The following is a 12,186-nucleotide window of genomic DNA, read 5'->3' as shown; positions in this document are numbered from 1 at the left end:
CAGAGTACCCCCGATGGGATTCGAACCCACGCTACCGCCGTGAGAGGGCGGCGTCCTAGGCCGCTAGACGACGGGGGCTAGAACTAGTCCGGGTTGTCAGCATAGCCCAACCCGCACGGCCCGCCTAATCGCTTGGGGCGGACCGGTTTTGCTGGGGTACCAGGACTCGAACCTAGAATGGCTGAACCAGAATCAGCTGTGTTGCCAATTACACCATACCCCAATGGCCACCGAGGGCCTGGCCATAACCGCTGGTCAGCGTGCCGGTTGGGCACTACCGGCCAGCTGCTGTGGGCCGACGTGCAGACTACCAAACTTCTACCGCGAAGTACTCATCGCGCTCACTCGATGCCGTCCCGGACCGCCCGCAGCCGCGCCAGGGTGCGCGCTGGACCCAGCAGCTCCAGCGACTCGAACAGCGGCGGGCTGACCAACCCGCCGGTGACCGCGACCCGCACCGGGCCGAACGCCTTGCGGGGTTTGAGCTCCAGCCCGTCGAGCAGCGCGGCCTTCAGTGCGGCCTCGATCCCGGCGGTGGTCCAGTCCCCCACGCCCTCCAGGGCGGCGATGGTGGCGTCCAGGACGGGCGCCGCACCGGCGCCCAACTCTTTGGCCACCGCACGCGGGTCGAGCGCGTATTCGTCGTCGTTGAAGAACTTGAGCAATCCCCAGGCGTCGCCCAGCACGACCACCCGGGTCTGCACCAGCGCCGCGGCCGCCGCGAATCCGGCGTCGTCAAGCCCGGTGCGGTAACCGTGGGCGTCGAAGTAGCCGCGCAGTCGCGTGGTGAAGTCGTCGACGTCGAGAAGCCGGATGTGCTCGGCGTTGAGCGCGTCGGCCTTCTTCTGGTCGAACCGGGCCGGGTTGGAGTTGACGTCGACCACGTCGAATGCGGCGACCATCTCGTCGAGACTGAACACGTCACGGTCATCGGCGATCGACCAGCCCAGCAGCGCCAGATAGTTCAGCAGGCCCTCCGGGATGAAACCCCGGTCGCGGTGCGCGAACAGGTTCGACTGCGGGTCGCGCTTGGACAGCTTCTTGGTGCCCTCACCCAGAACCATTGGAAGATGGGCGAATTCCGGAATCCTGTCAGCCACCCCGATGCGGATCAACGCCTGATACAGCGCTATCTGGCGTGGCGTGGAGGGCAGCAGGTCCTCGCCCCGCAGCACATGGGTGATCTTCATCATCGCGTCGTCGACCGGGTTGACCAACGTGTACAGCGGATCACCATTGGCGCGGGTGAGTGCGAAGTCGGGGACGGTGCCCGCCGGAAAGCTCGTCGGCCCGCGCACCAGGTCCTGCCAGCCGAGTTCGCCATCGGGCATGCGCAACCGCAGGACGGGCTTGCGGCCCTCGGCGAGGTAGCCGGCACGCTGATCGTCGGTCAGGTCGCGATCGAAGTTGTCATAGCCCAGCTTGGGGTTTCGGCCGGCGGCCAGGTGGCGGGCCTCGACCTCCTGCGGTGTGGAGAAGGCCTCGTAGGCCTCGCCGGCCGCCACCAGTCGCGCCACCACGTCGCGGTAGATGTCGGCGCGTTGCGACTGACGGTACGGGCCGTACGGTCCGCCCACTTCGGGCCCCTCGTCCCAGTCCAGCCCAAGCCAGCGCAGGGCCTCGAGCAGCGCCTGATAGCTCTCCTCGCTGTCGCGCGCGGCATCGGTGTCCTCCACCCGGAACACCAACGTGCCGCCGGTGTGTCGGGCATAGGCCCAGTTGAACAGTGCGGTGCGGATCAGCCCGACGTGCGGCGTGCCGGTCGGTGACGGGCAGAACCGAACCCGCACAGCAGAGTCAGCCTGGAAACCTTGAGTCACGACATTCCTTTGCGAATAACCGGGTTGGTGAGGGTGCCGATGCCCTCGACGGAAACAGACACGGTGTCACCGTGTTCGATCGGGCCGACACCGTCGGGGGTTCCGGTGAGGATGAGGTCACCGGGCAACAGGGTCATCACCGCCGATATCCACTCCACGATCGCGCCGATGTCGTGCAGCATCAGCGACGTCCGGCTGTCCTGTTTGACCTGGCCGTTGACCTCGGTGCGGATCGCCAGGTCGGCGGGGTCGAGGTCGGTGACGATCCAGGGCCCGACCGGGCAGAACGTATCGTGCCCCTTGGCGCGGGTCCACTGACCGTCGGATTTCTGCTGGTCACGGGCTGACACGTCGTTGCCGATGGTGTAACCCAGGATGTTGTCCTTGGCCCGGGCGGCCGGAACGTCCTTGCAGGGCCGTGAAATCACCACCGCCAACTCGCCCTCGTAGTGAACCGGGGAAGCGTTGGCGGGCAGCTGAATCGGAACGTTCGGCCCGATGATCGCGGTATTGGGCTTGAGGAACATCGTCGGGTTGGCCGGCGGCGCACCACCCATCTCGGCGATGTGGGCAGCGTAGTTCTTCCCGATGCAGACCACCTTGCTGGCCAGAATCGGGGCCAGCAGCCGCACGTCGGCCAGTGGCCAGGATCGACCGGTGAACTCCGGTGTGCCGAAGGGGTGCTCGGCGATCTCGCGAGCTGTCATCGCGGTCATGTCATCGTCCGGATCGCCCTCCAGGCTGACGAAGGCGACGCCGTCCGGGCTGGCAATTCGACCTAGGCGCATTCGAGCAAGCCTAATGGCGATCGCAAGCGCGGCGGAGCCGGGCGCAGCGGGCCGCCACCATCGGCCCAGCCGATCGCAAGCGCGGCGGAGCCGGGCGCTGGCGGCGCGGTCAAACGGCACCGTGGTCGTTGCCCGGCGGATGCGACCCGGTACGGGGCAAACGTGTGGAACCATTATCCGGGTGACCACGGAGTCGACGAGCAGCGCCGCGCGCTGGTCAGTGGTCATCGTGGCGTTGGTGGCCACGCTGTGCTCGTTCGTGTTCATCAACGGGATCGCCTTCGTCATCCCGATGCTGGAGACCAAGCGGGATACCAACCTGGCGATGGCGGGTCTGCTGGCGTCGATGCCCAGTTTCGGCATGGTGCTGACGCTGTTCGCGTGGGGCGCGCTGTTGGACCGCATCGGCGAGCGGGTCGTGCTGACCGTCGGCTCCGCGCTGACGGCGCTGGCCACCTTCGGGGCGGCCTCGATGAACTCCCTGGTCGGGGTGGGCGCCTTCCTTTTTCTGGGCGGTATGGCCGCCGCCAGCGCCAACACCGCCAGTGGCCGGCTGGTGACCGGCTGGTTTCCGCCACACCAGCGCGGGCTGGTGATGGGAATCCGGCAGACAGCACAACCGCTGGGAATCGCGTTGGGAGCCGAGGTGATTCCCGAACTGGCCGAGCACGGCCTGGCCCGGGCGCTGATGTTCCCGGCGACGCTGTGCGCAGTGGCGGCGGTGGCATGCGCCATCGGGGTGGTCGACCCGCCCCGCCGACCGCGGTCGGCGGCGACCGGAACGGAGCTGGCCAACCCCTACGCCGGCTCGAAGGTGCTGTGGCGCATCCACTTGTCGTCGGCGCTGCTGATGGTTCACCAGTCGGTGTTGGCCACCTTCATGCTGGTGTGGCTGATCGTCGATACCGACTGGTCGATCGCCGCCGCCGGCAGCCTGGTCACCGTGTCGCAGCTGCTCGGCGCTGCCGGCCGCGTGCTGGCCGGTCGGTGGTCGGATCGGGTGCGGTCACGGCTGCGACCCGTCCGCAGCCTCGCCGTCGCCGGCGCGGTGGCGATGGTGGTACTCGGCGTGACCGACCATCTGCACTCTCCGCTGGCCGAGGCGGCGATGGTCGTCGCGGTGGTAATCAGCGTGCTGGACAACGGCTTGTCGTCCACCGCGGTCGCCGAGATCGCCGGACCTTACTGGAGCGGGCGTGCACTGGGCACGCAGAACACCACCCAGCGACTCACCGCCGGAATCGCTCCCCCGGTGTTCGGCGCGCTGATCGGCGCCGCAGGCTATCCACTGGCGTTCGCGCTGTCCGGGCTGTTCCCACTGGCCGCCGTGCGGTTGGTACCGGTTCGCGCCGAGCCGGAGGGCCGCTCGGTGCTCCAGGCGCTGCGCACGCTGCGGGTGCCGCCGCAGCCGTTGCCGCCGGCACAACACCCTCCCGACGGCTGACACCTGCCGCAACCGGGCGGATCCGCGGCCGACGCCGAATCGGCTGCCGGTAGCGTCGGCGAGATGACCGAACCGGCTCACATCGCGCTCCGGACACCGACGGTGGCCGACGGCCCGGCCCTGTGGAAAATGGCCCTCGACAGCGTGACGCTCGACGTCAACGCCCCTTACGCCTATCTGTTGTGGTGCCGCGATTTCGCGGCCAGCTCGGTAATCGCCGAGGTCAGCGGCGAGCCGGCCGGTTTCATCACCGGCTACCGCCGCCCGGATCAGCCGCAGACCCTGATGGTCTGGCAGGTTGCGGTCAACGACGCGCATCGCGGGATGGGTGTGGCCGGCCGGATGCTCGACCATCTGGCGACCGCATTGGTGGCCGACGGCGGTACGCATCTTGAGACGTCAATCACACCGGACAATGAGGCCAGCCGACGGCTTTTCGGGGCATTTGCCCGGCGATGGGACGCCGGTCTGGAGTGCTCCGAGCTGTTTGAGGCCAGCTTGTTTCCCGAATCCCATCTGGCAGAAGAACTGTTTCGAATTGGGCCACTGCGGGTAAACATCGGCCGTTGAGGACAGCATGGCAAGGTTGAGATCACAAAACGGTCTCGGTAAGGTCACGTCCGCGCAAACGTGAGCCCCGGCAGACCTAGCCGGGGGTATCCGAGCGGGGTGGTGGGTCGAGCCGAGATCACCCACGGCACGAGTTTTGAAATCGACCTGTCGTTCCGTTCCGTTGTATGTGACCGACGGACGGAGGAAATCGTGACTATTTTTGAAACCCTTGAATCCGAGGTGCGGAGTTATTGCCGATCCTGGCCGGTGACATTTGACCGGGCCCTCGGCTCCCGCATGTGGGATGTCGACGGCAACGAATACGTCGACTTCTTCGCCGGCGCCGGCGCGCTGAACTACGGACACAACCACCCGGACCTGAAGGCACCGCTGCTGGAGTACCTGAGTTCGGACCGGGTGGTGCACAGCCTGGACATGAACACGGTGGCCAAGGCGGCGTTCCTGCAACGGTTCGAAGAGGTGATCCTCAAGCCGCGCGGGCTCGACTACAAGGTCCAGTTCCCCGGCCCCACCGGCACGAACGCGGTCGAGTCGGCGCTGAAACTGGCCCGCAAGGTCACCGGCAAGGAAAGCATCATCAGCTTCACCAATGCCTTCCATGGCATGACGCTGGGCTCGCTGAGCGTCACCGGTAACTCGATGAAGCGCGGCGGCGCCGGGATCCCACTGGTGCACGCCACCCCGATGCCCTACGACAACTACCTCGACGGCGTCACCCCGGACTTCATCTGGTTCGAGCGCCTGTTGCAGGACAGCGGCAGCGGCCTCAATGAACCGGCCGCGGTCATCGTCGAGACGGTGCAGGGCGAAGGCGGGATCAACGTGGCGCGGCTGGAATGGCTGCACGGGCTGGCCGAACTGTGCAAGCGGCACGGGTTGCTGCTGATCGTCGACGACGTGCAGATGGGCTGCGGACGCACCGGGCCGTTCTTCAGCTTCGAGGCGGCCGACATCGTGCCCGACATCGTCTGCATGTCCAAGTCGATCAGCGGTTACGGCCTGCCGATGGCGCTGACGCTGTTCAAGCCCGAACTGGATGTGTGGGAGCCCGGCGAGCACAACGGCACGTTCCGCGGCCAGAACCCGTCCTTCGTCACCGCCACCGCGGCGCTGAACTTCTGGACCGACAACCTGCTGGAAAAGCAGGTGCTCCGCAAGGGCGAGCAGATCGAGCAGGCGCTGCACGAGGTGATCGAGCCGTTCGACGGGGTCGAGACCCGCGGCCGTGGCCTGATCCGCGGGGTGGCCTTCGAGCGACCCGAGTTGGCCGGCGCCGTGCAGCAGGAGGCGTTCGCCCGCGGCCTGCTGCTGGAGACCTCGGGACCGGAGGGCGAGGTGGTAAAGCTGATGCCACCGCTGGTGATCGATGACGACGACCTGGCCGAAGGCCTGACCCTTGCGGCCCAATCCATCGAGGCCGTGGCCGCCCGAGAACTTGCCGCTACCAGCTCAGGAGCCAACCGATGATCGTTCGTACCCTCGCCGAGATCAAGGGCACCGACCGCGATGTCCAGGCCAAGACCTGGAACAGCCAGCGACTGCTGCTGGCCCGGGACGGCCAGCGATTCTCGCTGCACGAGACGATCCTGTACGCCGGCACCGAAACCTCGATGTGGTATGCCAACCACGTCGAGGCGGTGTATTGCGTCGGCGGCGAGGGTGAGCTGGTCAATGAAGAAACAGGCGAGACCTTTCCGCTTGCCGACGGCACCCTCTACCTGCTCGACGGGCATGAGCACCACCGTGTTTCGGCCCACACCGACCTGCGCATGGTGTGCGTGTTCGACCCGCCGGTCACCGGGCAGGAGGTGCACGACGAGACCGGCGCCTACCCCCTGCTCACCGAGGAACCTCAAGAGGCGGCGCCGTGACCCCTCCCATCACCAAAGCTGTCACCGATCACTACCCGACCCGCAACAACGTCAAGCTCGGCATCGAGCCGCGACGTGACCCGGTGGTGTGGGCGCCCGCGGGCAGTGGCGGTCCGCTGGGGCCCGACAGTGTCGCGGCGTTCGATGCCGACGGATTCTTGTCCGTCGACGCCCTGGTGGACGCTGACGTGGTCGCTGATCTCCGCAATGAGCTGGACCGGCTGCGCTCCGACCCGGTGCTGGCAGCCGACGAGCGCTCGATCTGCGAGCGGGACAGCGGCCAGATCCGGTCGATCTTCGAGGTGCACCGGATCAGCCCGGCGTTCGCCGCGCTCGTCGCCGACCCGCGGCTGGTCGGGCCGGTCCGCCAATTGCTCGGCTCAGAGGTCTACGTGCACCAGAGCCGGGTCAACTTCAAGCCGGGTTTCAACGGCCGGGAGTTCTACTGGCACTCCGACTTTGAGACCTGGCACGCCGAGGACGGGATGCCCACCCCGCGCGCGATCAGCGTGTCGGTGGCGCTCACCGAGAACCTGGACAGCAACGGCTCGCTGATGATCATGCCCGGATCGCACCGCTGGTTCGTGTCGTGCCCGGACGAGACGCCGCCGGATCACTACCGCTCGTCGCTGAAGCAGCAGGAGATCGGTACCCCCGACGACGACAGCCTGACCTGGATGGCCGAGCAGCACGGCATCCGCCAAATCACCGGCCCGGCCGGGTCAGCGGTGTTCTTCGACAGCAACTGCATGCACGGGTCGAGCAGCAACATCACCCCGTGGCCGCGCTCGAACGTCTTCATCGTCTACAACAGCGTGGAGAACACCCTGGTGGAGCCGTTCGGCGCCGCCGCGCCGCGGCCGACGTTCGTCGCCAGCCGAACCTTCGACCCGGTGTAAGGCTGCTGTGGCGCGTTTCCTGTCGATCACGTTGACCAGCCGCGGCGTGTCTTGCCGAGCGCGTCTGCTCGAGGACGAGGCTCCCCGGACCTGCGCTGTGGTGTGGAATGCGTTGCCGGTCGCCGGCCAGGCCTACCACGGCAAGTACGCACGCAACGAGGTCTACACGCTGTTGCCACCGCTGGGGGCGCCGGGCCGGGAGAACACCACCGTGACGCCGATCCCCGGCGACGTCTGCTTCTTCAGCTTCGAGCCGGGCGATATCGGCAATCCGGCCTATGGCTATGACGAAGGTGCGCAAGGGAATTCGCCGGTCGGCGCGACCGATCTGGCGATCTTCTACGGCCGCAACAATTTACTGCTCAACGGCGACGTCGGCTGGGTTCCCGGCAATGTGTTCGCCACGATCGAAGACGGGTTGACCGAGATGGCGGCCGCCTGCAACGACCTGTGGATGTCCGGAGCGGTCGGCGAACAGTTGGCGTTCTCCCGCGCCTAAGTCGCGAGCAGACGCGAAAGCCCGTCATCCAGGCGTATTTTGGGGGCTTTCATGTCTGCTCGCCGTCACAAACCCAACCGTCACAGACCCAGCACCCGCTCGGCGAACAGGCCGGCCGCCAGCACCAGATCGTCACTGTGCCGCGGTCCGATGATCTGCATACCGATCGGCAGACCCTCCGACGTCGTGCCGACCGGGATGCTCAACGCCGGCTGTTGAGTCATGTTGAACGGGTAGGTAAACGGCGTCCACTGGGCCCACCAATGCATGCCGGAGTCAGCCGGTACGTCGTGGCCGGCGGCGAACGCCGGGATCGGTGTGGTCGGCGTGATCAGCAGGTTGTGGCGCTCATGGAAGCGCCCCATGATCAGACCCAGGTCGACGCTGACCTGACGTGCGGCCAGGTAGTCGACCGCCGAGGCCGCCTGGCCACGTTCCCACATCTCGGCCAGCCCCGGGTCGACCAGTCCACGGTCCGCCTCGTGACCACGCAGGCTGCCCGCCGCCCCCGCCGCCCACAGCACTTCAAACGCGTCGATCGGATCGGCGAAGCCGGGGTCGGTTTCGGTCACGTTGAGTCCGGCGTCGGCCAGGGCCCGGACCGCGGCGCCGACCGCGGCCTCGATCTGCGGGTCGACGTCGGCATAGCCCAAGTTCGGTGAGTAGGCGACACCCAGGCCGACCACGTCGCGGCGGACTTCGCCGCGGTAGGTGGTCAGTGTCGGCGCCAACGATGTCGGGTCGCGGTGATCGGGCAGCGCGATGATGTCCAGCAGCATGGCGGCATCCTCGACAGTGCGGGTGATCGGGCCGGCATGTGCCAGGGGCCCGAACGGGCTGATCGGGTACATCGGCACCCGCCCGTGGGTGGGTTTGAAGCCGACCACGCCGCAGAAGGCCGCCGGGATGCGGATGCTCCCCCCACCGTCGGTGCCGATCGCCATCGGCGCCATCCCGGCGGCCACCGCGGCGGCGCTGCCACCCGATGAACCGCCCGGGGTGCGGGTGATGTCGACAGGATTGCGGGTGATACCGGTCCGCGGGCTGTCGGTGACGCCCTTCCACGCCAGTTCCGGGGTGGTCGTCTTGCCCAGCAGTACCATGCCGTCGTCGCGCATCTTGCCGACCGCCGGGCTGTCGTCGGGCCAGGGGCCGGCGGCGTCGGAGAGCAGCGATCCCCGCAGGGTGGGCCAACCGGCGGTGCGGAACACGTCTTTGACGGCGACCGGGACCCCGTCGAGCAGGCCCTTGGTGTAGTTGCCGCTCCAACGGGCTTCGGACTTACGCGCCGCGGACAGCGCGGCCTCCTCGTCGACGAGGCAGAACGCGTTGACCTCGCCGTCGCGTTCGTTGATCACCGAGAGGGCGGCCGCGGTCGCTTCAACCGGCGAGAGCTCGCCGGAGGTGTAGGCGGCCACCAGTTGCAAGGCCGTCAGTTCGGTGGGATGAGTCATGTGACACGCCTCCTCAACCGGTGCCGCTCGGCGCGTATCCGTGGCGCTTGTCGACGACATTATGGAGCGGTTGACCGGCCACGTACCGTTGAAAGTTGGTGATGAACTGCTGCTGCAACGCATTTCGCCAGCCTTTGATATCGCCGCTGTGGTGCGGCGTCAGCCGGACGTTGGGCGCAGTCCACAGCGGATGGTTCGGCGGCAGCGGTTCGGGGTCGACGACGTCGAGGGCAGCACCGGCGATCGCGCCGTCCCGCAACGCCGACACCAGCGCGTCGGTGTCCACCAACTCGCCACGTCCGACGTTGATCAGTCGCGCGGTGGCGCGCATCGACGCCAGCACGGCGGCATCGACCATGCCCCGGGTCTCGGGCGTCAGCGGGGCGGCGAGCACGACATAGTCGGCGTCGGCGACCGCGTCGACCACATCGGTGGTGATGACGCCGAAGTCGGGGTCGTCGCGTGCCGAGCGCCCGACGCCGCGCACCGACATGCCGACCGCGCGCAGCAACCGCGCGACGGACCGGCCGACCGGGCCCGGGCCGACGATGGTGACCGACGAGCCGGCGATCGGCTCGGTGTCGAAGTGCTGCCAGCGTCTTGCGGCCTGCGCGTCCCAGGACCGCCGGAAATCCTTGGCGAAGGCCAGGACCTGCCCCAGCACGTACTCGGCGATCGGTTCCTCGAAGATGCCGCGGGAATTGGTGACGACGACGTCACTGTCGATCAGCCCGTCGAACAACACCGCATCGACCCCGATGGCGGCCACCTGAACCCAGCGCAGCGCGTCGGCGTCGGACCACACCGACGCCAGGGCCGGAGAGGAGAAGTCGTACACGAACAGCACATCGGTCCCGGCGATCGCCTCACCCAGCCGCGACGACGGAACCATCCGCAGTTCCGCGGCTGCGCTGATCGAATCAAGTTGGGCGGGAACCGACTCACCGTGCTGGACGGTCACCACCGGACGCGCGTCCACATTGACACGGTAGAAACCGATCGTATGATTGTCAACAATCCAGGGGCGGCCTGGGGTTGCGACGTCAGTATGGGGACACGCATGGATCTGTCCCAGTTGCCGGACTTCGACGGGCCGGTGGATCAGCGCGGTGTCGGCATCATCGCGCCCTTCGACCTGGCGATCGAGCGCGAACTGTGGCGCTGGATCCCCGCCGAAGTGACGCTGCACCTTGCGCGCACTCACTATGAACCCGTCCCGGTGAGCCGGGCGATGGCCGAACTGGTCTCCGATACCAACCACCTGCAGGCCGCCACCCGCGACGTGCTGCACGTCGAGCCGGAGGTGGTCGCCTACCTGTGCGCGTCGGGCAGCTTCATCCACGGTGTCGAGTACGAGAAGACGCTGGTCGCCGCGATCGAAGCGGCAGGCGCCAAAGCCGCGGTCACCACGTCGGGGGCGCTGGCCGAAGCCATCGTCGCGCTGGACATATCCCGGATCTGCGTGCTGACCCCCTACGACGAGGAGCTGACCGACCTACTGCGGGTATTTCTGAACCAACTGGGTGTGACGGTGCTGCACTCGGATTACCTCGGCCTGGGTGGCGGGATCTGGAAGGTCAACTACCGGACCGTGGCCGAGCGGATCCTCGCCGCCAACCGCCCGGAAGCCCAGGCGATCTTCGTCAGCTGCACCAACCTGCGCACCTACGACATCATCGCCCCGCTGGAGCAGATGCTCGGCAAACCGATCCTGACGGCCAACCAGCTGACGATGTGGGCGTGCCTGGGCCGCATGAATCTGCCGATGATGGGCCCCGGCCAGTGGCTCCGCGATGTCTTCACCGGAGCCCCGCAGTGAGCAGCGCCGGCCGCGTCGGCTTCATCTATCCCGACCATGCCGCCGAGTCCGACTACCCGCACGCCGCGCGGCTGCTGGGCGTGGACCTGCCCGTCGTCCACATCTACGGCACCGACCTGCACGCCGTACCGGAGCTGCTGGATCTCGGCAGCCCGGCCAGGCTCGCCGAGGGGGCCGCGCTGCTGGCCCCGCAGCGACCGGCCGCCGTGGTGTGGGCCTGCACGTCGGGCAGCTTCGTATTCGGTCCCGACGGCGCTGCCGAACAGGTCGACCGGCTGGCCGCCGAAGCCGGTGTGCCCGCGTCGAGTACGTCGTTCGCGTTCGTGCACGCCCTGGCTGCGCTCGGCTGCCGCCGCGTTGCGGTTGCCGCCAGCTATCCGCACGACATTGCCGAGCTGTTTGCGGGTTTCGTTGCAGCCCACGGTATCTCGGTCGAAGCGATGGGGGACGCCGGCATCCCCACGGCTGCGCAGGTCGGCCGCCTGACCCGCAGTCAGGTCCGGGACCTGGCGCTGGGCAACGATTCGCCCCGGGCGGAGGCATTGTTGATCCCCGACACCGCCATGCACACCGTGGACCAGGTCGACGAGCTCGAGCGGCTGCTGGGCAAGCCGGTGCTGACCGCCAATGCCGTGACGATTTGGGAGGGCCTGCGCATTGCCGAAATAACCCGGCGCACCACCGGGCTCGGGATGTTGTTCGAGGACAACCGATGACGCTCTCGCACGAGGCCGGGTTCGAGCCGTTGAGCAGGCCATCGACGCCCGAGCTGATCGCCGAGCGGCTCCGGGAGGCGATCACGCGCGGCCGGCTAGCACCCGGACAGCAGCTCGGTGAAGCCAGCCTGGCCGCGCAGTTCGAGGTGTCTCGCGGCCCACTGCGCGAGGCCATGCAACGGCTGGTGGCCGAAGGCTTGCTGCGTAGCGAGCGCAACCGGGGCATCTTCGTGGTGGAACTCAGCGACGACGACGTCCGCGACGTGTATCAAGCGCGCAAGGCCATCGAGCGTGCCGCCGTGA

Annotated in this window: 13 protein-coding genes and 2 tRNA genes; 9 read left to right on the top strand and 6 right to left on the bottom strand. The window is 67.6% G+C overall.

The annotated features are described in order from the left end of the window. Positions 1–5: 5 nt before the first annotated feature. From DQP56_RS18780 to DQP56_RS18765, 4 genes are all read right to left on the bottom strand, one after another. Positions 6–78 (bottom strand) — tRNA-Glu (locus DQP56_RS18780). Positions 79–151: 73 nt separating this feature from the next. Continuing rightward, a tRNA-Gln gene (locus DQP56_RS18775) sits at positions 152–223 on the bottom strand. A 118-nt stretch (positions 224–341) separates the two neighbouring features. Then, positions 342–1,820 (bottom strand): glutamate--tRNA ligase, encoded by a 1,479-nt coding sequence (gltX, locus tag DQP56_RS18770; protein ID WP_435673884.1) that lies wholly within the window; start codon positions 1,818–1,820, stop codon positions 342–344. Then, positions 1,817–2,608: a fumarylacetoacetate hydrolase family protein gene (locus DQP56_RS18765; protein WP_112687963.1), complete on the bottom strand. Its 792-nt coding sequence runs from the start codon at positions 2,606–2,608 to the stop codon at positions 1,817–1,819. Before DQP56_RS18765 ends, gltX begins: the two co-directional genes overlap by 4 nt. 181 nt (positions 2,609–2,789) lie before the next feature. Here DQP56_RS18765 and DQP56_RS18760 point away from each other — a divergent pair, with 181 nt between their 5' ends. The 6 genes from DQP56_RS18760 to DQP56_RS18735 all read left to right on the top strand — a co-directional run bounded on the left by DQP56_RS18760 (position 2,790) and on the right by DQP56_RS18735 (position 7,894). Beyond that, a complete protein-coding gene (locus DQP56_RS18760; protein ID WP_112687960.1) occupies positions 2,790–4,052 on the top strand; it encodes an MFS transporter in 1,263 nt (420 codons plus the stop codon). 63 nt (positions 4,053–4,115) lie between these two features. Further along, on the top strand, positions 4,116–4,622 hold the full coding sequence (gene ectA / locus DQP56_RS18755; RefSeq protein WP_112687957.1) for a diaminobutyrate acetyltransferase: 507 nt from the start codon (positions 4,116–4,118) through the stop codon (positions 4,620–4,622). A 192-nt stretch (positions 4,623–4,814) separates the two neighbouring features. Beyond that, the gene (gene ectB / locus DQP56_RS18750) at positions 4,815–6,092 is read left to right on the top strand and encodes a diaminobutyrate--2-oxoglutarate transaminase (protein ID WP_112687976.1); all 1,278 of its coding nucleotides are present in this window, start codon (positions 4,815–4,817) and stop codon (positions 6,090–6,092) included. Beyond that, the gene (locus tag DQP56_RS18745) at positions 6,089–6,496 is read left to right on the top strand and encodes an ectoine synthase (RefSeq protein ID WP_112687955.1); all 408 of its coding nucleotides are present in this window, start codon (positions 6,089–6,091) and stop codon (positions 6,494–6,496) included. Before ectB ends, DQP56_RS18745 begins: the two co-directional genes overlap by 4 nt. A gap of 8 nt (positions 6,497–6,504) precedes the next feature. Then, the gene (thpD, locus tag DQP56_RS18740; RefSeq protein WP_112687973.1) at positions 6,505–7,395 is read left to right on the top strand and encodes an ectoine hydroxylase; all 891 of its coding nucleotides are present in this window, start codon (positions 6,505–6,507) and stop codon (positions 7,393–7,395) included. 7 nt (positions 7,396–7,402) lie between these two features. Continuing rightward, entirely contained in the window at positions 7,403–7,894 is a 492-nt protein-coding gene (locus DQP56_RS18735) for a DUF3830 family protein (protein WP_112687953.1), read from the top strand. Between the two features lie 80 nt (positions 7,895–7,974). Here the strand turns inward: DQP56_RS18735 and DQP56_RS18730 are convergent, their stop codons facing one another. Continuing rightward, positions 7,975–9,348: an amidase gene (locus DQP56_RS18730; RefSeq protein ID WP_112687951.1), complete on the bottom strand. Its 1,374-nt coding sequence runs from the start codon at positions 9,346–9,348 to the stop codon at positions 7,975–7,977. A gap of 13 nt (positions 9,349–9,361) precedes the next feature. Then, a complete protein-coding gene (locus DQP56_RS18725) occupies positions 9,362–10,327 on the bottom strand; it encodes a D-2-hydroxyacid dehydrogenase (RefSeq protein WP_165825074.1) in 966 nt (321 codons plus the stop codon). An 81-nt stretch (positions 10,328–10,408) separates the two neighbouring features. Here DQP56_RS18725 and DQP56_RS18720 point away from each other — a divergent pair, with 81 nt between their 5' ends. The 3 genes from DQP56_RS18720 to DQP56_RS18710 all read left to right on the top strand — a co-directional run. Further along, a complete protein-coding gene (locus DQP56_RS18720; RefSeq protein WP_112687949.1) occupies positions 10,409–11,167 on the top strand; it encodes a maleate cis-trans isomerase family protein in 759 nt (252 codons plus the stop codon). Next, on the top strand, positions 11,164–11,883 hold the full coding sequence (locus DQP56_RS18715; protein WP_112687947.1) for a maleate cis-trans isomerase family protein: 720 nt from the start codon (positions 11,164–11,166) through the stop codon (positions 11,881–11,883). Before DQP56_RS18720 ends, DQP56_RS18715 begins: the two co-directional genes overlap by 4 nt. Continuing rightward, the coding region (locus DQP56_RS18710; RefSeq protein ID WP_133258967.1) for a GntR family transcriptional regulator at positions 11,880–12,186 on the top strand (307 nt) is incomplete at its 3' end. The genes DQP56_RS18715 and DQP56_RS18710, both read left to right, overlap by 4 nt.

The organism is Mycolicibacter senuensis (assembly GCF_003284925.1).
Lineage (GTDB): Bacteria > Actinomycetota > Actinomycetes > Mycobacteriales > Mycobacteriaceae > Mycobacterium > Mycobacterium algericum_A.
Note: the sequence above shows the minus strand (reverse complement) of the source record. Positions and strands in the feature narration are given on the sequence as shown.